Source organism: Pseudomonas corni, assembly GCF_057128765.1.
On sequence record NZ_JBSKHW010000001.1, the window covers coordinates 427208 to 445266 of the forward strand.

The 18059-nt window shown below is 59.0% G+C and carries 18 protein-coding genes; 5 read left to right on the forward strand and 13 right to left on the reverse strand.

Features of this window, described 5'->3' with window-relative positions; genetic code table 11:
• Positions 1-2 precede the first annotated feature (2 nt).
• From ACWKV9_RS01880 to ACWKV9_RS01925, 10 genes are all read right to left on the reverse strand, one after another.
• A complete protein-coding gene (locus tag ACWKV9_RS01880) occupies positions 3-1121 on the reverse strand; it encodes a succinylglutamate desuccinylase/aspartoacylase family protein (RefSeq protein ID WP_483834383.1) in 1119 nt (372 codons plus the stop codon).
• 54 nt (positions 1122-1175) lie between these two features.
• A complete protein-coding gene (locus ACWKV9_RS01885; RefSeq protein ID WP_483834384.1) occupies positions 1176-1886 on the reverse strand; it encodes an ABC transporter permease in 711 nt (236 codons plus the stop codon).
• Positions 1883-2611 (reverse strand): ABC transporter permease, encoded by a 729-nt coding sequence (locus ACWKV9_RS01890; RefSeq protein WP_483834385.1) that lies wholly within the window; start codon positions 2609-2611, stop codon positions 1883-1885. Before ACWKV9_RS01890 ends, ACWKV9_RS01885 begins: the two co-directional genes overlap by 4 nt.
• Positions 2612-2686: 75 nt before the next feature.
• On the reverse strand, positions 2687-3469 hold the full coding sequence (locus ACWKV9_RS01895; RefSeq protein WP_483834386.1) for a transporter substrate-binding domain-containing protein: 783 nt from the start codon (positions 3467-3469) through the stop codon (positions 2687-2689).
• Between the two features lie 357 nt (positions 3470-3826).
• Complete coding sequence (locus tag ACWKV9_RS01900; protein ID WP_483834387.1) at positions 3827-5542, reverse strand: ATP-dependent DNA ligase; 1716 nt, start codon at positions 5540-5542, stop codon at positions 3827-3829.
• The gene (locus ACWKV9_RS01905) at positions 5539-6573 is read right to left on the reverse strand and encodes a ligase-associated DNA damage response exonuclease (RefSeq protein ID WP_483834388.1); all 1035 of its coding nucleotides are present in this window, start codon (positions 6571-6573) and stop codon (positions 5539-5541) included. The genes ACWKV9_RS01900 and ACWKV9_RS01905 overlap by 4 nt, the downstream gene beginning before the upstream one ends.
• Positions 6574-6825: 252 nt before the next feature.
• A complete protein-coding gene (locus tag ACWKV9_RS01910; protein WP_483834389.1) occupies positions 6826-9309 on the reverse strand; it encodes a penicillin acylase family protein in 2484 nt (827 codons plus the stop codon).
• Positions 9310-9528: 219 nt separating this feature from the next.
• Entirely contained in the window at positions 9529-10173 is a 645-nt protein-coding gene (locus ACWKV9_RS01915) for a glutathione binding-like protein (protein ID WP_483834390.1), read from the reverse strand.
• 123 nt (positions 10174-10296) lie between these two features.
• On the reverse strand, positions 10297-10506 hold the full coding sequence (locus ACWKV9_RS01920) for an SEC-C metal-binding domain-containing protein (protein ID WP_483834391.1): 210 nt from the start codon (positions 10504-10506) through the stop codon (positions 10297-10299).
• A gap of 5 nt (positions 10507-10511) precedes the next feature.
• Complete coding sequence (locus ACWKV9_RS01925; protein WP_483834392.1) at positions 10512-10997, reverse strand: LEA/WHy family protein; 486 nt, start codon at positions 10995-10997, stop codon at positions 10512-10514.
• 118 nt (positions 10998-11115) lie between these two features.
• On the opposite strand from ACWKV9_RS01925, the gene ACWKV9_RS01930 reads away from it, so the two are divergent.
• Positions 11116-11715 carry a hypothetical protein gene (locus ACWKV9_RS01930; protein WP_483834393.1) on the forward strand — a complete coding sequence of 200 codons (600 nt, stop codon included), beginning with the start codon at positions 11116-11118 and terminating at the stop codon, positions 11713-11715.
• A gap of 176 nt (positions 11716-11891) precedes the next feature.
• Here ACWKV9_RS01930 and ACWKV9_RS01935 read toward each other — a convergent pair whose 3' ends face one another.
• Together ACWKV9_RS01935 and ACWKV9_RS01940 are read right to left on the reverse strand one after the other, a co-directional pair.
• Positions 11892-12365, reverse strand: coding sequence for a YchJ family protein (locus tag ACWKV9_RS01935; protein ID WP_483834394.1), 474 nt, complete (start codon positions 12363-12365; stop codon positions 11892-11894).
• 10 nt (positions 12366-12375) lie between these two features.
• Entirely contained in the window at positions 12376-12873 is a 498-nt protein-coding gene (locus tag ACWKV9_RS01940) for a DUF6231 family protein (RefSeq protein WP_483834395.1), read from the reverse strand.
• 329 nt (positions 12874-13202) lie between these two features.
• Here ACWKV9_RS01940 and ACWKV9_RS01945 point away from each other — a divergent pair, with 329 nt between their 5' ends.
• The 3 genes from ACWKV9_RS01945 (at position 13203) to ACWKV9_RS01955 (ending at position 15169) form a co-directional block, all read left to right on the forward strand.
• Positions 13203-13904, forward strand: coding sequence for a PA1041 family peptidoglycan-binding anchor lipoprotein (locus ACWKV9_RS01945; RefSeq protein WP_483834396.1), 702 nt, complete (start codon positions 13203-13205; stop codon positions 13902-13904).
• 223 nt (positions 13905-14127) lie between these two features.
• Positions 14128-14403 carry a DUF1145 domain-containing protein gene (locus tag ACWKV9_RS01950; protein ID WP_483834397.1) on the forward strand — a complete coding sequence of 92 codons (276 nt, stop codon included), beginning with the start codon at positions 14128-14130 and terminating at the stop codon, positions 14401-14403.
• Complete coding sequence (locus tag ACWKV9_RS01955; RefSeq protein ID WP_483834398.1) at positions 14396-15169, forward strand: collagen-like protein; 774 nt, start codon at positions 14396-14398, stop codon at positions 15167-15169. Before ACWKV9_RS01950 ends, ACWKV9_RS01955 begins: the two co-directional genes overlap by 8 nt.
• A 110-nt stretch (positions 15170-15279) precedes the next feature.
• On the opposite strand, the gene ACWKV9_RS01960 is transcribed toward ACWKV9_RS01955, so the two are convergent.
• A complete protein-coding gene (locus tag ACWKV9_RS01960) occupies positions 15280-15744 on the reverse strand; it encodes a CopD family protein (RefSeq protein ID WP_483834399.1) in 465 nt (154 codons plus the stop codon).
• Between the two features lie 150 nt (positions 15745-15894).
• Here ACWKV9_RS01960 and dinG point away from each other — a divergent pair, with 150 nt between their 5' ends.
• Positions 15895-18039 (forward strand): ATP-dependent DNA helicase DinG, encoded by a 2145-nt coding sequence (gene dinG, locus ACWKV9_RS01965; RefSeq protein ID WP_483834400.1) that lies wholly within the window; start codon positions 15895-15897, stop codon positions 18037-18039.
• The last annotated feature ends 20 nt before the right edge of the window (positions 18040-18059 follow it).

Consider the following 18059-nt stretch of genomic DNA (forward strand, 5'->3'; position numbering starts at 1 on the left):
CCTTAAGGAGAAAGTAGGTAGCCGCTGCGGTAGGCGTCGACACCGGCGATATGGGCAACGACCATGCCCGCTGTCGCCATGCGTCGCAGGGAGCGGGCGTACATCAGGCCTGGGTTGAGCGCGTGAACCGGTGTCACTGCATCGCTGATCGGATCGATAACCTCAGCGATCAGTTGTCCCGCTTCGATGTGCTCGCCCGGTAATGTGCAGAACACCAGCAGACCGCCTACCGGGGTTGCTACGGGTTCGACCCCGGCCAAGGGTGTCGCCGGGTACAGCAATTGGGGTTGATCCTCTGGCTCACCGGCAATCGCACCGTAATGCATCAGATAACTGATGATCGCCTGACAGTCGCGGCTGCCGAGGGCGTGACAAACATCGCCCTGGCCGCGCAACTCCAGCGTGACAGAAAAGCTGCCCAGCGGCAGATCGAACCGGCCAGCGAAGCGCTGCTGCAACTGCCACCACACCAGCGTGAAGCACTCGTCAAATGACTGACCACCGGAGTCGGTCGCCAACAGGCTCGCCTGGGAGCCGAGATAACGCGCCAGCGGCTCGACCTGTGGCCAGGCCTCGGGCGTGGTGTACAAGTGCTCCACCGCTTCAAAGTCGCAATGCAGGTCAAGGACCATGTCGGCGTCGCAGGCCAGACGCTGCAGTACCAGACGCTGGGATTCCAGCTGCGTGCCGGGCACAAGGGCTTTCAGCGCGGCAAGCAGCGTCGTGCGGATCAGTCGTACGTTGTGATCGGAATCGTCGGTCAGCCGCGATTCGATTTCGTCGCCTACTTGCTGGCTCAAATCGACGAACAAGCGGTTGAAGTTCTGCCCGCTTTCCAACTCGTAACGGCCCAGCGGAATGTCCATCAGCACCTGTTCGAGGCCGATCGGGTTGGCCACCGGCACTACCACGATCTCGCCCAACAATTGCCCGGCGCGTTCCAGCTCGGCCAAGCGTTGTTTCAGATACCAGGCCACCATCATGCCGGGCAGTTCATCGGCGTGCAGCGACGCCTGAATGTAGATTTTGCAGGCGCCATTTTCGGGGCCGTAATGAAAGCTGTGAATCTGCCGCGCCGTGCCTGGCACCGGCGCCAGCAAATCATGAGTCTGGTGTCGCATTGAACATTCCTGAGTAGACGGGCCTGAGAGGTCGCAGCCTGGTGAAAGTGAGCCTTAGTGAGAAGGGCCGAGGAACGCCAGCCAGCGACGTTCGGCCAGTCGGAACAGCCCGACCAGAATGAACGTGACAGTCAGGTAAATCAGCGCAGCGATGCCGAACGACTGGAACGTCAGGAAGGTCGCCGAGTTCGCATCGCGCGCCACTTTCAGGATGTCCGGCACAGTGGCGGTGAAGGCCACGGTGGTCGAGTGCAGCATCAGAATCACTTCGTTGCTGTAATAAGGCAGCGAGCGACGCAGTGCCGACGGCATGATCACGTAGGCATACAGCTTCCAGCCGGTCAGGCCGTAGGCCTTGGCGGCTTCGACTTCGCCGTGGTTCATGCTGCGAATGGCGCCCGCGAAGATCTCGGTGGTGTACGCGCAGGTGTTCAGGGCGAAGGCCAGGATCGTGCAGTTCATCGCGTCGCGAAAAAACGCGCCGAGCATCGGCTGTTCGCGCACGGCGGCAATGCTGTAGATGCCGGTGTAGCAAATCAGTAGCTGGATATACAGCGGCGTGCCGCGAAACAGATAGGTGTAGAACTGCACCGGCCAGCGCACCAACGGGTTGCGCGAAACGCGGGCGATTGACAGCGGAATCGACACGATGAAGCCAATGGCGATCGAGGCGCTGAGCAACCACATGGTCATGGCCAGCCCGGTGATGTTCTGGCCGTCGGTATAAAGGAAGGCTCGCCAGTATTCCTGAAGCAATTCGATCATCGTTGCGCCTCCCGGCTGCCTGCGGCGTAACGTCGTTCAGCCCAGCGCAAGGCAAAGTTCGATGCACTGGTGATCAATAGGTAGATCAGTGCCGCCAGGACCAGAAAGTAAAACAGCTGATAAGTACTTTTGCCGGCGTCCTGCGCCGCTTTGACCAGATCGGCCAGTCCGATGATCGACACCAACGCGGTGGCTTTCAGCACCACTTGCCAATTGTTGCCAATGCCTGGCAGCGCGAAACGCATCATTTGCGGGAACACCACGTAGCGAAAGCGCTGACTGCGGGACAGGCCATACGCAGTGCCGGCTTCGACCTGACCACGGGGCACGGCGAGGATCGCGCCACGGAAGGTTTCCGTGAAGTAGGCGCCATAGATAAAACCGAGAGTGATCACGCCTGCGCTGAAGGGATCGATTTCGATGTAGTCCCATTCCATTGCGTCGGTCAGGGTACTCAGCCAGGTTTGCAGGCTGTAGAAGATCAACAGCATCAGCACCAGATCGGGCACGCCACGGATCAGGGTCGTGTAGACCTGAGCGGGTACTCGCAGAAGGGCGGATTTTGAAAGCTTGGCACTGGCGCCGAGCAGACCGAGGACGATGCTCAGCAGCAACGACATCAGCGATAATTTGATGGTCATCCAGGTGCCCTCAAGCAGCAGCGGGCCGAAGCCTTTCAAGCTGAATGCGGAGAGTCCCAGGTTTTGCAGGAGGGTTTCGAACATGTGCAACCTATACAGTCAATAAAACGCCCGTTGTCAGCGAGGGATTCTCGCTGAAATCAACGGGCGTCTGTTTTCTTACTTACCGCTGTACAGATTCAGATCACCGAAGTGCTTTTTCTGGATCTCGGCGTATTTGCCGTCGTCGTGTAACGCTTTGATACCTTTATCCAAAAGTGCTTTCAGGTCTTTGTTACCTTTCGAGATACCGACCGCAGTTTTAGCTGGCAGCAACGGGTTGTCGATTGGCTTGCTGACTTCGTAGCCAGCACCTTGTGGCGACTTCAGAAAGCCCAGTTCGGCTTGCAGCATGTCTTGAACGGAAGCGTCGAGACGGCCCGATACCAAGTCAGCGTAAACCTGATCCTGATTGGCGTAGGCCTGGGTTTTTACGCCAGCCTTGTCCAGAACGGCCTTGGCGTAGGCTTCCTGGATGGTGCCTTGCTCGTAACCAACGGTTTTGCCTTTGAGCGAAGCCGGGTCTTCAGTGAAACCAGCGCCTTTTTTGAACACCAGCGAAGTAGGGCCGGAGAACAGTTCTGACGAGAAGTCGATGACTTTGGAGCGTGCGTCGGTAACAGTCATGGACGAGATAACGCCGTCGAACTTGTTAGCTTTCAGACCAGGAATCATGCCGTCGAAATCGCTTTCGACCCACTTGCACTTGACCTTCAGTTCAGCACAGATCGCGTTGCCCAGATCGATGTCGAAGCCCACCAGGCTGCCGTCAGCAGCTTTCGATTCGAAGGGTGCGTACGAAGGATCGACGCCAAAACGCAGCTCCTTGTATTCCTTGGCCATTGCGTTACCAGCGGCCAGACAGATGGCGAGTGCAGAAAGGGTCAGCCATGCTTTTTTCATCGTTCAGTCCTTAAAACCAAATTGAGCGTTGGGAACACGCGAAGGCTTGCTACCGGCGAGTGCCAGACCGCAAATAGACAGCAATTTCCGAACCAAAGATACGAACGTGCGTTTTAAATGTACGCAGTTGTCGCAATGATGACTTAGCGCCATCTTTCGACATTTTCACCGAGGCCAGCGGGTGGGAGAGTAGCGGGAATGGGGGATTAGCGCTGCAGCAATTTGTAGGAGCGAGCTTGCCCGCGATTGCGGTGGGTCAGTTATCACATCGATGGCTGACACAATGCTTTCGCGGGCAAGCGCGCTCCTACAGTGATCAAAGTGGTGCGCTCAAATTCGTGCGCCCCAAAACGGTGCCTAGCTCAAAAGATCCTGCAACGTCGCCAGGCTGTCAGCTTCGGCCACCGGTTTGTCCAGCCGCCACCTGAGCATCCGCGGAAACCGCACCGCGATTCCGCTCTTGTGCCGTTTGGACAGGGCAATGCCCTCGAACCCCAGCTCGAATACCAGCGTCGGGGTCACGCTGCGCACCGGGCCGAACTTCTCGACCGTGGTTTTGCGGATGATCGCATCGACCTTGCGCATTTCGACATCGGTCAGCCCGGAATACGCCTTGGCGAAGGGCACCAGGGTGCGTTCGCTGGCATCTTCCGGCCCGTCCCAGACGGCGAATGTGTAGTCGCTGTACAAACTGGCCCGTCGTCCATGACCCCGTTGCGCGTAGATCAACACGGCATCGACGCTGAACGGATCGACTTTCCATTTCCACCAGACGCCCATGTCCTTGGTCCGGCCCACCCCGTACATCGAATCCCGCGCCTTGAGCATCATGCCTTCGACGCCCAGGCTGCGTGAGGCCTCGCGCTGCTTGCCGAGGTCCAGCCAATCTTTGCCGTTGAGCACCGGGGAGGGAAGCAACACCGGACTGTTACAGCGCTCAATCAATGTTTCCAGCTGCGTGCGACGTTCGTGCTGAGGGCGACTGCGCCAGTCATGACCCTCCCATTCCAGCAGATCGTAGGCGAGGATCACGACCGGAACATCTTCGAGGATTTTCTTGCCAAGAGTCTTGCGACCGATGCGCTGTTGCAGCAGAGCGAAGGGCTGAACTGATGGCGAATCTGCGTCAGCTGTGCCGGGAGCGGGCGTGTCAAGACTGAAACCTTCGCCACTGTCGGCCTCGATCACGGGCGCTTTCCACACCACGATTTCGCCATCGATCACTGTGCCGTCGGGCAGAGCCTGCGTCAGGCTGTGCAATTCAGGGAAGCGCTCGGTGACCAGTTCTTCGCCACGGGACCAGATCCACAATCGGCCTTCGCGCTTGACGATCTGCGCGCGTATGCCGTCCCACTTCCATTCCACCTGCCAGTTTTCAGCCGGGCCCAGCAGGGTTTCGAATTGATCCACCGGCTGTTGCAACGCGTGGGCGAGGAAGAACGGGTAAGGCTGGCCGCCGCGCTGGGCATGTTCATCCTCGGATTCAGCGGCGATCAGTTTCAGATAACCCTCGGCGCTGGGGCGGTGCGACAAATCGGTGTAACCCACCAGCCGTTGCGCCACGCGCTTACTGTCTATGTCGGCGAGCGCAGCAAGGGCGCGAGTGACTAACAGCTTCGACACGCCGACCCGAAAACTGCCTGTGATGAGCTTAAGACACACCATCAGGCTCAGGCGATCCAGTTGCGCCCAGAACGTCGGCAGGCGCTCCATCAATTCCTCAGGGGGCAAGCCGCGCAGTGGCAGCAACTTGTTTTCCATCCAGGTCGCGAGCCCTTCATCGGAACTGTGTTCGGCCTGAGGCAGCAGCAACGACAGCGTTTCAGCGATATCCCCCACAGCTTGATAGCTTTCTTCGAACAGCCATTCCGGCAGCCCAGACAAGGCGATTGCCTGTTCTCTCAGCAAGCGCGTCGGCACCAGTTGCCGAGGCCGACCTCCAGACAGAAAGTACACCGCCCACGCCGCGTCTTCGGGCGCTGCCATAGCGAAATATTGCTGCATGGCAGCCAGCTTTGCGTTGCTCGACGTGGTGGCATCGAGTGCCGAGTACAGCTCAGCGAATGCCTTCATGCCGGTTCCTCGCTGGCGGGTTCCGGCGTTGCAGGTGCCTCATCTTCTTCAGCGCCGTATTCGGTAGTGAAGCCTTGGGCATCCAGGCCCAGCTCACGCAGATAACGCACCAGAATCGCCACTGAGCCGTGGGTCACCATCACCCGCTCGGCGCCAGTGTTTTCAATCGCCCACAACAGGCCCGGCCAGTCCGCGTGATCCGACAAGACAAAGCCTCTGTCCACGCCGCGCCGACGCCTTGGGCCGCGCAACATCATCCAGCCGCTGGCGAAGGCGTCGCTGAACTCGCCAAAACGGCGCATCCACGTGCTGCCGCCAGCCGACGGCGGGGCGATGATCAAGGCCTGGCGCAAAGCCGGGTCGGTCTTTTTAAAATCGCCTGCGTATTGGGTTTCCGGTATGCGGATGCCCGCTGCGCGGTACACGCGGTTCAGCGGTTCCACGGCACCATGGACCAGAATCGGGCCGATGCTGGGGTCGATGCCGTGCAGAATTCGCTGCGCCTTTCCGAACGAGTAGGCGAATAGCACGCTGGCCTTGCCCACGGCAGCGTTCGCGCGCCACCAGTCGTTGATGCCGGTGAAAATTTCCGATTGTGGCGCCCAGCGATAGATCGGCAGGCCGAAGGTGGATTCGGTGATGAAGGTGTGGCAACGCACCGGTTCGAATGGCGCGCAGGTGCCGTCCGGTTCGACTTTGTAGTCACCTGATGCGACCCAGACCTCACCTTCGTACTCCAGGCGAACCTGCGCCGAACCGAGCACATGCCCCGCAGGATGAAGGCTGAGTTTCACGCCGTGATGGGTGATGCTTTCGCCGTATTCCAGGGTTTGCAGGTTGATGTCCTGACCCAGACGCTGACGCAAAATGCCTTCGCCGGGGGCGGCGGCCAGATAGTGTTTATTGCCGGTGTGCGCATGGTCGCCATGGCCGTGGGTGATGACCGCGCGTTCGACCGGACGCCACGGATCGATGTAGAAGTCTCCGGGCGGGCAGTACAAACCTTCAGGGCGGGCGATGACAAGATCCATGGGATAACCAGATGGAGGGGCTTGTCAGTTATGAGCGGGATGGGCCGATGATCGTTCCCATTTTCAGCCGTTGATCATGTTGTGGGCGGGAGCTTGCTCGCGATGATGATGCCTACGAAGATCGCACTTGTAGGAGCGCGCTTGCCCGCGAAGGCATCATGTCAGTCATCATCATCGTGTCTGACACACCGGAATCGCGGGCAAGCGCGCTCCTACAGGAGTCGATGAACGTGGGTACGCTCATCGTTGGCGCTACTTCCCAGGCGTCAACGTCAGCCGGGCTTTGCCGTAAACCTTCTCGAAATTCTCCGGCTGCATCGGTATCGACAGGTACTGGCCTTTCAACCAAGGCTCGATGCCGTCTGCATAATTGGGGCTGGCCGGGTTGCCGGACTGGCCTGCGCCGTTCTGGCCCATCATCGGTTCCTGCTGTGAGAAGTCGACGATCATGCGAAGCGTCGAAGCCTGCACCGCATCAAAATCCTGACCCCAGCGATAGCCCGAAGCATTGAGCGTGGTGTGATCGCCGCCCGCTGCAACCGGGCCCTTGAACAGGCTCGGTTTGCTGCCGCCCAGTGCTGCGGCCAATTGCGCGCTTTGGCTGGTCCAGCCGTAGTGATGCAGTTTGCCCCACTGCCAGGCCTTGTGATCACCGCCCAACAGGCTGTCGCCCGAAGTGATCGCCGCCGCCAGACTGCGCGCCAGAATCACCGGTTTGTCTTCTTTCTGCGGGGTTTTCACGTCATCCCAATACGGACTGTCGTCACGGCCCAGCAGGTGATCGGCCTGAGCCGAGTAGGAAAGGTCTGCTTCCTGCACCAGTGCTTTCCAGGCCGGGCTGGTTTCAGGGCCCAGTTCATCGAGGAAAATCTGCTTGGCGCTTTCCTGCAAAAACAGCTCATAAATCGCCGCATCCGCCGAGGTCGGCGACAGTTTGCCGTCGAACGCCATCAAGCGCGTATAGGCCTCGCGGGCCTTATCTCGCTCAGGGGCTGGCAAGGCGTCGATGGCTTTTTTCAGCGGCTGGGACATGCCCGGGGCTTCGAACATCTTCTTCAGCTTGGCCGCGAACGTCGTGGTCTGGTCGTATTGCATGGCGATGGTGCTGCGACTGTCCTGCTTGCCGCTGTTGGCGAGTTCAGCGATGCGCTCGGCACGTTCCGGATAATCCCAAGAATTGGACAGTTGCATGCCATAACCCTTGGTCATCGTGCGGTTGTTGGCGTTGCCGATCCAGCCGGACTGCGGGTCTTGGTCGTAGGGGTGCAGCATCGCGTCGGCGAAGCCGTCCCAGTCAAAACGGCTGTCCCAGCCCGGCGATGGAATCAGGCCCAAGCCCTCGCGACGATTCGGGTACTTGCCCGTGACCTGCCAACCGACGTTCGCGGCATCGGCGAAGACCATGTTCAGAGTGATCGCGCGAATCTCACGGGTGGTGTCAAAACCCCGCTCGACGGTCTGCGCGCGGGTCAGGTCAAACAGGGCATCCAGAGTTTTGTCGTCTTTTGCATCGGGAGTTTGCAGGGCAATGCCCAGGCCGCTGTTGAGCTGCGCCGAGCTGCCGTTGAGCAGGGCGCCGTGGCGTGTGGCGTAGGCCGCTTCGCGCACCGGACGCTGACCTTTGACGAAGAAGGTTTCTTCATGAGCAGTGGCCGGCAGCCATTTGCCGTCGGCCATGTACATCAGGCGATTGTTTTCGCGCTTGATCTTTTCCAGGAACAAGTCCTGGTTGTCGCCCAGCACCGGACCCATGCCCCACGCCAGCTTGCCGTTAAAGCCCGACAACACCAGCGGCAGACCGGCTACGGTCACGCCCGCGGCCTGATATTTCGGCGCGCGGATCTGCACGAAATTCCACATCGATGGCAATGTGGTCGGCAACTGGCTGTCGGTGGCCAACAGGCTTTTCCCGGATCGCGCACGCTGTGGCGCGATGGCCCAGTTGTTGGAAGCAGCAACGCCCAGCAGGTTGAGATCCGACAGTTGCAGCGCAGCCTTGTCCAGATCGCTCAGCCCTGGCAGCTGCGTGCCAAGGTTCAGACCCTTGAGTTTTTCGGCTTCGGCAAACGGTAATTCTTCATCGGGGTAGGTCGGCAACAGCCAGGCAAGCTTGTCAGTCCCGACCTTCTGCGCCAGCACCAGCGAGGCAATTTCCTCCTGCACGTTCACCGACAGACTGAAATTCAGCAGGCTGAAGATCAGCGCTGAATCCTCCGGTTTCCAGTACTCAGGCTTGTAGTCCGATTCCGCCAGATCGGCCGGCAGTTTGTCGCGGTAGCGGAACAGGTAAGCGTTGACCCCGCGGGCGTAGACTTCGAAGAAGCGTTTGAGGCGTGGCGATGAAGCAGCGTAAAGCTCGCTGGCGTTTTGCTTGAGATTGGCCGCGCGCATCATGCGGTCGAGATCCAGAGCACCGGGGCCTGCGATTTCCGACAGACGCCCTTGGGCCAGCAGGCGCATTTGCACCATCTGGCTGATGCGATCGGTGGCGTGAACATAGCCCAAGGTGAACAGTGCATCGTGGAAGGTGTTGCTCTCGATCAGCGGCATGCCCTGATTGTTGCGGCGCACAGAGACATTCTGCGCCAGGCCTTTGATGGCGAACACGCCATTGGTGGGCGGCAGGGTGCTGCTGTCACCCCCATTCAACTGGCAACCCGCAAGGCTCAAAAGCCCCGTCATGGCTGCGGCAACGCCGAACCGGTTTTTTACAAATAAGAGGGCTGGCGAGGCCATGTTGAAGCTCCTGCGGGGGTAGGCGTACGAAAGGCGCTACGTTAGTGAGCGGGCAGGCGGCGCGCAAGCGGGGAGCGGGTGTTTATTTCGGGGAATGTCCAAGTTGACGCCTGACCTGTAGGAGCGCGCTTGCCCGCGAATGCGATCTTTGTGCAATGAATGCGTCAACTGACACACCCCATCGCGGGCAAGCGCGCTCCTACAAGGGATCAGCGTTGCTCAGGGCTTCGGCGGATTGACCTTGTCCACCAGCGCATACGCCCGCTTCACCGCTTCACGGCTGGCAACACTTTCAAACCAGCGCTTGAGGTGCGGGAAATCATCCAGGTTTTGCTCCTGAAAGGTGTGCGGCACGATCCACGGATAAATCGCCATGTCAGCGATGCTGTAGTCGTCTCCCGCCACATACGCCCGATCCGCCAGACGCTTATTCAGCACGCCATACAAACGGGCCGTTTCATTGACGTAGCGAGTGATCGCGTAAGGGATTTTTTCTTTGGCGAACCGGTTGAAATGATGATTCTGCCCGGCCATCGGCCCCAGGCCGCCCATCTGCCAGAACAGCCATTGCAGCACTTCTTCGCGGCCGCGCAGGTCTTTGGCGATGAACTGGCCGGTCTTCTCGGCCAAGTACAACAGAATCGCGCCGGACTCAAACAGGCTCAACGGCACGCCGCCATCGGCTGGCGTATGGTCGACGATGGCCGGGATGCGATTGTTGGGGGCGATCTTCAGGAAGTCCGGCTCGAACTGCTCGTCCTTGCCAATGTTGACCGGAAAAATCTTGTACGGCAGGCCTGCTTCCTCCAGAAAGATAGAAACCTTGTGGCCGTTAGGGGTAGTCCAGTAATGCAGGTCGATCATCGATAGCTCCAAATGAGTCAAGACAACTGCCGTTTCAGGCTGACGCTTGTTTTACTCTTTTGCCGCGCGCTGACACAAATAAAAACGGCCTGATTCACAGGCCGTTGGCAATGCGGGCGGCGATCAGGCGCCGTGGCATTTCTTGAACTTCTTCTCGCTGCCGCAAGGGCAGGGATCGTTGCGGCCTACGTCCTTCAATGCATTGCGCACAGGCTCTTGCGGCTCATGGTTGCAGTGCGGGCCGTGGACATGGCCGTGATCGTGTTGGTGGTCGTGGGCGTGATCGTGATCGTGATCGCAATCAGGGCCATGGACGTGGGCTTGCTGGTTCATCGGGGTTACTCCGGAATTAAATCGCCGGGGATTATCTCGCCGTTGCGCCCAAGACGCACGCTATGTCCGAATAAAAGTCCGGTCTTGAGCTTGCCTTCCAATCGGTAATGAATAGGCTGGTTCGGTTTGCCCAGCATTTTCGAAATATCTTTGAGGTGCTCCCAGAGGTTGGTGCGCACGGGTACGGAGAAGTTTCTGTGGCTGTTGGCCTTGACGACGAACCAGTCGCTGTACTCTCCTTCACTGAGCAGAATATCGTTGAGCAGGATTTTGTAACGTAGACCTCGCACCAGCATGCTTGAGTCGTTGGGGTTATCAACGCGAAAGCGCAACTTGAAGTCCTGGCGCAGCAGTTTGGCCTTGACCACCTCGACCTTCATCAGCCGGACGTCAGGGTCTTCGTAGCCGCCGGTGATCCAGGTCGAACACCCGGACAACCCCAGCAGCAGCATAAGGCCGACCACTTGAAAAACACGTGCCTGAAAAAACATTCATTTACTCCCTGTCGGGCTTGAGTCTAGCAATGGACCGATTGAGGGCAACCCGGCAACTCGCTGTCTCATAGAGCCTGCGCCATACTCACGCTATGTGTCGAAGGAGTATTGACCCGTGAAGCTATACGAAATTGTATTTTCCGGCCAACTGGTTCCCGGCGCTCAAGCTGAGCGGGTCCAGGGCAACCTCGCAAAATTGTTTCAGGCGGACGCACAACGCATCGCACTGCTGTTCTCCGGTCGCCGTCTGGTGCTCAAAAATAACCTGGACGAAGCCGGTGCCGAGAAGTACCGCTCCACCCTTGAGCGTGCCGGTGCTTTCGTCGAAGTGGTCGCCATGCCCGTTGAGGCTGAACCGGAGCCTGCGGATGAAGTGGAAGTCGAAGAGGTCGAACTCGCACCGCCGCCGGACGAGCCGACCTGGACGCGCAAACCGTCGCTGCCCAAAGCCGCTCCCATGACTAAAGCAGCCGGCAATCAACAGATAGAACCGCGTGATGTTTACATGGCCGCGTTTGTTGATGTCGAGGCGCCTGACTTCTCAATCGCCGATTTGGGCAGCGACGTTCAAGACCCAAAAGCCAGACCGGCGGCGCCACGACTTGATTTGTCCGGTCTGAGTCTGGCTCCCGCCGGCAGCGACATTGAATCGCTCAAACGCCCGGCTGCGGGACCTGCTCCCGATACGTCCCACCTGAGCCTGGCCAAATCCTGAGCGAACTCATTGCCTGCCCTCATCCACGATGACGCGGTAACTGTGGGAGGGAGCTTGCTCGCGATGAGGCCATTACATCCGCTGCATCACCTGGGTGCCTATTATCGAATCGCGAGCAAGCTCCCTCCCACAGGCTGGTGTGGTCTCTGCGGCGGGGGATTACGTGCACAAACTGCTTAGTTCACGTAAGCAGCACAGCATTTTTTGAATTTCTGCTGACTGCCGCAGGGGCAAGCGTCATTGCGTCCGGCCTTGAACGGCACGGTCGGGTCGATGAAATACCAGCGGTCATGATGTTGCACAAACGCCGAGCGCTCCCGATGACTGTGCTCACCGCCCTGATCGTGCCAGCGGGCGGTAAAGGTCACGAACGCGTGTTCAGGCTTGCCCCCCAAAACTTGCGCGCTTTCAACTTCCAGCCCAAGCCAGGTGCTCTGCGCGCTCCATTGACTGATCGCTTCACGATCAAGTCCCGTCGCCTGCGCAGGCAGCGTGGTCTGCACCAGGTAATCGATCAGGCCCAATACATAAGCGCTGTAGCGCGAACGCATCAAGGCTTCGGCGCACGGCGCTGGCTGGCCTGCGTGATAATGGCCGCAGCAGGCGCTCAACAGATTGCCGCTGCCGCAAGGACAAACTGAACTGCTCATGAGGGCTCTCTCACCACCAGTATTTGCCGAAGTTTTCCGGGTTAGCCCAAAACTTGGCGTTCAGCCAGTCCGGGACCTGTTTGTATTCACGCAGATCGTAAGTGAACAAGGTCAGCACTTGATCGTCCCGTGCGAAACGTTCGCTCAGTTGCAGCGCCAGGGAATAAAAGTCGGTGGTCTGCCATTGTGCCGCTTTAAGATCGGCCAGCACCGCGATGCGGCTGGCGTTGAGATTGCGAATGCCGCCCAGCAATTCAAGGCCTTCACGCTTGGGAATGTGCTCAAGACAATCAACCACCAACGCCAGATCAAAACGCTGGGCCGCGATTTCAGGAGGCAAACGCCCAGGTGCCGCGAAAGCCACATGAGTGTCGGGATGGGCCTCTTGAAACGCGAGCAGCGCCGGAAACGTCTGCGCGCCAATCAGTAGGAGCCGCTTGGGCGCTTGCAGATCCAGCAACGCCGCGAGGGCTTGTTGCGGTGTGCGAGTAGAAAAACTGTCGGTCATCTAAATCCCCTGATCAAGCTTGCAAGACTAGCCTGCCGAGCCGATATGGCCTAGCGCTTGAACTTTTTCCTGCATGGGCATGACCAAATGTACGGAGTGAAGGCATTTGGCTACCCCAAAAGAAGATCCTTCCAGGTTTCAGCCTCTCGTAATCGTGTGCAGGAAGCGTAGATCGATGATTGAGTGCAACTGACCCAGGTCTTTGAGCACTGATCGCGGAAATCGACAGCCTATTGCCCTGCATGATCGCAGCAGAGTGGAAAACTGGTATAGGGCCGTCTTTACTCCATCCCAGTCGGTTTTAGCCGATACCAAAGGAGAAGAACTGTATGAGCATGATTCGGACAGCGTTACCTCTGATTTTGGTTACCAGTGTATTGACGGGTTGTGCGGGCCTGCAAAAGACCGACTGGCCACTGTGCGCGGCAGGCGGTGCCTTAAGTGGTGCTGCAATCGGCGCGTTCCAGACAGCATCGGTGGCAGCGGGCCTCGGTGCTGCGACCGGTGTGATGGCCGGCGCTTATTGCTGGGTTCACGGCGATGGCGACGATGATGGTGATGGCGTGTTGAACAGCGTCGACAAGTGTCCTGATACGCCTAAAGGCACCCCAGTCGATGCGACCGGTTGCCCGATCGTACCGGCCGCTCCTGCCCCTGTCGTAGAGCCAGTGGTTCAGCCTAAAGAAGAAATCATCACCATTCGTGATGTGCATTTCGAGTTCAACAAAGCTGTCCTGACATCTGCCGATAAAGCGCAACTTGATACCGTCGCTACTCGCCTGAAAACTGAAGCTGCGAACGTGCAACTGCATGTCAGCGGCCACACAGACAGCGTGGGCAGTGACAGCTACAACCAGAAGCTCTCCGAAAAACGTGCAAATTCTGTGACTGACTATCTGGTCGGCGCAGGTGTTTCGCGCAGCGCTTTCGTGTCAGTGGAAGGTGATGGCGAAGCGCGTCCGGTTGCTGACAACAAAACAGCTGAAGGGCGTGCGCTCAACCGTCGCGTAGAGATCAAGATCAATCGTTGATCGCTGAACTCTCAACGCGGTAGCTCAGAAAAACCCGACCCAGCGTCGGGTTTTTCTTGCGTGTGTTTTGTTCACCACGCCAGTGGCATCAACTATTTTCATGGGCTTCTGGCATAGTCATGGCCGTCGCCGTACTGTGCGCCAGGAAATGCTCGTTTGCGCGTTGTGCGACGGGTTTAAAAGCACACCGGATTTAAAAGAAAGAAAACAGCAGAGGCGTGTCATGAGGGTGTTTTGGGGGTTAGGGAAGATTTTGACGTTGGGGTTTTGGGTGGTGGTGCTGGTCAATCAGGCCGTAATGCTGCCAAACCCCTTCGATGTGCTGGTCAGGCTGGCGGGCAGTCTGCTGTTGCTGACCCATGTGCTGGAATTGTTTTTGTTCAACGGTAGCTTGCGCGGGCGTGCGCAACCGTGGCGTGACCGGGTGCTGATTCTGGTGTTCGGTATTTTTCATCTGCAATCTTTCGGTCGTCGTTCTGCGGAGGTTCAACATGCGTAATGGATTGCTGATGACCGCCGGGATAGTGTCGGCTTTGAGCAGTTCCTGGGCCATGGCGCAGACGATTTCGGTCGAGACACACTCGCTGATGCGCTTGCCCACCAACACCAGTGTGCTGCAGCTCGAGCGTCTGGAAGTGGCCGATTACGGTACGTTGCTGATCCCCGCAGGCTTGACTGAAGTGAAGGTTGACCAGTTGGTGCTTGGTCACGAAGCGCGTATTGCGATCGTGCCGAGCCAGCAGCCGTTCAGTTTCCAGATCAAGCGCGGCGAGCTCGGCAGCGGCAGCCAGATCACGGCCCGTGGCGCGCCGGGTACTTTTAACAAAGCGCCCTTGCCGGGACGCAATCTGACCCTGCGGGTCGAGCAGCTCAATGCCGATGTGTTGTCGGTTGACGCGCGGGGCGGTTCGGGCGTGCCAGGCTTCGTAGGCCTGGACGGAGGCAACGGTGAAGATCCGGGCTGCACCTTTGGCTCAGCCAGTCGCGGCACCGATGGCGACAATGGTGGCAACGGTCACGAAGGCGCGGCAGGGGCATTGGTCCGGCTGGAACTGCCAAGAGACTTTCCAGAGGACCGCGTGAAGGTCAATGTTGCAGGCGGCGCCGGTGGCCAGGGCGGCGCGGGCGGGAAGGGCGGTAAAGGTGGCACGTCCAAGGGCTGCATCGTTTACCGCGCCGATGGCGCCAAATCGGGCAAGACCGGCGAGAAAGGCCAGGACGGCGCGGCAGGTCCTGCGGGTGCGGTGTATTTGAAGCAGCTTTAACCGCTTATCTCTTGTAGGAGCGCGCTTGCCCGCGATTGCGGTATTTCTGTGACGTGGATTTCGTCTGGAACCACGCTTTCGCGGGCAAGCGCGCTCCTACTGGGCCGGTATCAAAACATCGGGCGGGCCGCTGCGATACACACCACAGCAATCCCCACCAACAGATTGACGCCCACCAGCCGACGAATCTTGCCCAGCGCCGCCGCGCCATCAGGCCATTGCTCTGCTGCAACAGCTCGTCGCAATTCGGGCAGTTGCACCGACTGAATCTTGATGAACAGCGCCACCATCACCACATACAGCCCGATCATCACCTGCACGTAACGCGGCGCGGTTTCGAATCCTGAGAAATTCACCTGAATCATGCCGATCCCCGTGACAGGCAGCATGATGACCGCCGTCCAGACCCACACGAAAAATCGCGAAAACACCTGTAGCCACAGTTTCAAGCGCATCGGCCCTTCCAGGGCAGCCACTGCCGCCGGTCGCAAGATCATCCAGGCGAAAAACATACCGCCAACCCACAGGATCGCGGCCAATAAGTGCAAGGTGTAGACAAGAGCGGTCGGTGACATGCGGAACTCCGTTCTGCGCGCAAAGATTAAGCGCGGTATGATAGCCGCCCGTTGGAACTACTGAAGATATATCCAGCAGTTTTTTAGCGTGATGTGCCACATGACGCCTGTTTAGCACCTGTTAAAGCGCCGAGCGAAGACCGTAGCCTGATGATCAGCACCGAACTCAAATCCCAGATTCAGGGCGCGTACTCGCGTTTCCTCGAAGCCAAAAGCCTGAAACCGCGCTACGGCCAGCGTTTGATGATCGCCGAGGTCGCCAAGGTGCTGGGCGACATCGACACCGACGAAGAGGGCCGCCGTTCGGGCGATCCGGCCGTGGTTGCCGTAGAAGCAGGCACCGGCACCGGCAAGACGGTCGCTTACGCCATCGCTGCGATTCCCACCGCCAAAGCTGCGGGCAAACGCCTGGTGATCGCCACTGCCACCGTCGCCTTGCAAGAACAGATCGTCTACAAAGACCTCCCTGACCTGATGCGCAACAGCGGCCTGAACTTCACGTTCTCCCTGGCCAAGGGCCGCGGTCGTTATATGTGCCTGTCCAAACTGGACGTGCTGTTGCAGGAAGGCGACGCACAAAGCGCGACAGCGCAGCTTTTCGAAGAAGAAGGCTTCAAGATCGAGGTCGATGAGGCCAGCCAGAAGCTCTTCACCACCATGATCGAAAAGCTGGCGGGCAACAAATGGGACGGCGACCGGGACAGTTGGCCTCAGGAGCTGGCCGACCAAGACTGGGCGCGCCTCACCACCGATCACAGCCAGTGCACAAATCGTCATTGTCCGAATTTTCAACAATGCGCTTTCTACAAGGCGCGCGAAGGCATGGGAAAAGTCGACGTGATCGTGACGAATCACGACATGGTCCTGGCAGACCTCGCCCTGGGTGGCGGTGCGGTATTGCCCGATCCGCGCGACACACTTTATGTGTTCGACGAAGGCCACCACTTGCCGGACAAGGCCATCGGCCACTTTGCCCATTATTCGCGGCTGCGCTCTACTTCCGACTGGCTGGAAACCACCGCCAAGAACCTTACCAAACTGCTCGCCCAGCATCCTTTACCCGGTGACCTCGGCAAGCTGATCGAACAAGTGCCGGAGCTGGCGCGGGAGATCAAGACCCAGCAGCAATTCATGTTCACCGCTTGCGAGCAATTGGCCGATTTCAAGGCCGGCGAAGACATGGAAGGCCGCGAGCGCCCTCGCCATCGTTTCGTGGGTGGCGTGGTGCCTGAGCACATGCGCGAGATGGGCATCGAATTGAAAAAAGGCTTTGCGCGGCTGGACGATCTGTTCACGCGTCTGACCGAATTGCTCAAGGAAGGCATGGATGGCGAGGTCAACATCGGCATCGCCAGCCATCAGGCTGAAGAATGGTATCCGCTGTTCGGTAGCCTCTTGGCCCGTGCGCACGGCAGTTGGGAATTGTGGACCGCTTTCACCGCCGAAGACCCTGAAAGCAGCCCGCCCATGGCACGTTGGCTAACACTGGCGGACAGCGGTTCGCTATTTGATATCGAGGTCAATGCCAGCCCGATCCTGGCGGCGGAAATGCTGCGACGCAACCTGTGGAACGTGGCTTATGGTGCGCTGGTGACATCGGCCACGCTGACGGCGTTGGGCAAGTTCGACCGTTTCCGCATGCGCGCCGGTTTGCCCAAAGGCGCCGTGACGGCCGTGGTGCCCAGCCCCTTTCATCACGCCGATGCCGGTGTGTTGCGGGTGCCGGACCTCAAGGCCGATCCGCGCAACGCCGCCGAGCACACCGCTGCGATCATTCGCGATCTGCCGGACCTGGTCGAAGGCTCCAAAGGCACGCTGGTGTTGTTCTCGTCGCGCAAACAGATGCAGGACGTGTTCGACGGCCTGGAGCGTGACTGGCGCAAGCGTGTGTTCATTCAAGGCAACCTGTCCAAGCAGGAAACCCTGAACAAGCACAAGGCCCGGGTCGATGGTGGCGATGCCAGCGTGCTGTTCGGTCTCGCGAGCTTTGCCGAGGGCGTCGATTTGCCCGGTGCGTACTGCGAACACGTGGTCATTGCCAAGATCCCGTTCGCTGTGCCGGATGATCCGGTCGAGGCCGCCCTGGCGGAGTGGATCGAAGCCCGGGGCGGCAATCCCTTCATGGAAATCGCTGTGCCGGATGCTTCATTGCGCCTGATTCAAGCCTGCGGGCGTTTGCTGCGCACCGAAGCGGATCGCGGCACGATCACGCTGCTGGACCGTCGTGTGGTCACGCAACGCTATGGCAAAGCCATCCTCAATGCGCTTCCTCCGTTCCGCCGCGAAATTTCCTGATATCGCTCGGGATTAATCGC

What these genes read in the sequence shown, in the direction of transcription:
- ACWKV9_RS01880 (WP_483834383.1), bottom strand. Translation starts at nt 1,121, where the DNA reads ATGCGACACCAGACTCATGATTTGCTGGCGCCGGTGCCAGGCACGGCG.
- ACWKV9_RS01885 (WP_483834384.1), bottom strand. Translation starts at nt 1,886, where the DNA reads ATGATCGAATTGCTTCAGGAATACTGGCGAGCCTTCCTTTATACCGAC.
- ACWKV9_RS01890 (WP_483834385.1), bottom strand. Translation starts at nt 2,611, where the DNA reads ATGTTCGAAACCCTCCTGCAAAACCTGGGACTCTCCGCATTCAGCTTG.
- ACWKV9_RS01895 (WP_483834386.1), bottom strand. Translation starts at nt 3,469, where the DNA reads ATGAAAAAAGCATGGCTGACCCTTTCTGCACTCGCCATCTGTCTGGCC.
- ACWKV9_RS01900 (WP_483834387.1), bottom strand. Translation starts at nt 5,542, where the DNA reads ATGAAGGCATTCGCTGAGCTGTACTCGGCACTCGATGCCACCACGTCG.
- ACWKV9_RS01905 (WP_483834388.1), bottom strand. Translation starts at nt 6,573, where the DNA reads ATGGATCTTGTCATCGCCCGCCCTGAAGGTTTGTACTGCCCGCCCGGA.
- ACWKV9_RS01910 (WP_483834389.1), bottom strand. Translation starts at nt 9,309, where the DNA reads ATGGCCTCGCCAGCCCTCTTATTTGTAAAAAACCGGTTCGGCGTTGCC.
- ACWKV9_RS01915 (WP_483834390.1), bottom strand. Translation starts at nt 10,173, where the DNA reads ATGATCGACCTGCATTACTGGACTACCCCTAACGGCCACAAGGTTTCT.
- ACWKV9_RS01920 (WP_483834391.1), bottom strand. Translation starts at nt 10,506, where the DNA reads ATGAACCAGCAAGCCCACGTCCATGGCCCTGATTGCGATCACGATCAC.
- ACWKV9_RS01925 (WP_483834392.1), bottom strand. Translation starts at nt 10,997, where the DNA reads ATGTTTTTTCAGGCACGTGTTTTTCAAGTGGTCGGCCTTATGCTGCTG.
- ACWKV9_RS01935 (WP_483834394.1), bottom strand. Translation starts at nt 12,365, where the DNA reads ATGAGCAGTTCAGTTTGTCCTTGCGGCAGCGGCAATCTGTTGAGCGCC.
- ACWKV9_RS01940 (WP_483834395.1), bottom strand. Translation starts at nt 12,873, where the DNA reads ATGACCGACAGTTTTTCTACTCGCACACCGCAACAAGCCCTCGCGGCG.
- ACWKV9_RS01945 (WP_483834396.1), top strand. Translation starts at nt 13,203, where the DNA reads ATGAGCATGATTCGGACAGCGTTACCTCTGATTTTGGTTACCAGTGTA.
- ACWKV9_RS01950 (WP_483834397.1), top strand. Translation starts at nt 14,128, where the DNA reads ATGAGGGTGTTTTGGGGGTTAGGGAAGATTTTGACGTTGGGGTTTTGG.
- ACWKV9_RS01955 (WP_483834398.1), top strand. Translation starts at nt 14,396, where the DNA reads ATGCGTAATGGATTGCTGATGACCGCCGGGATAGTGTCGGCTTTGAGC.
- ACWKV9_RS01960 (WP_483834399.1), bottom strand. Translation starts at nt 15,744, where the DNA reads ATGTCACCGACCGCTCTTGTCTACACCTTGCACTTATTGGCCGCGATC.
- dinG (WP_483834400.1), top strand. Translation starts at nt 15,895, where the DNA reads ATGATCAGCACCGAACTCAAATCCCAGATTCAGGGCGCGTACTCGCGT.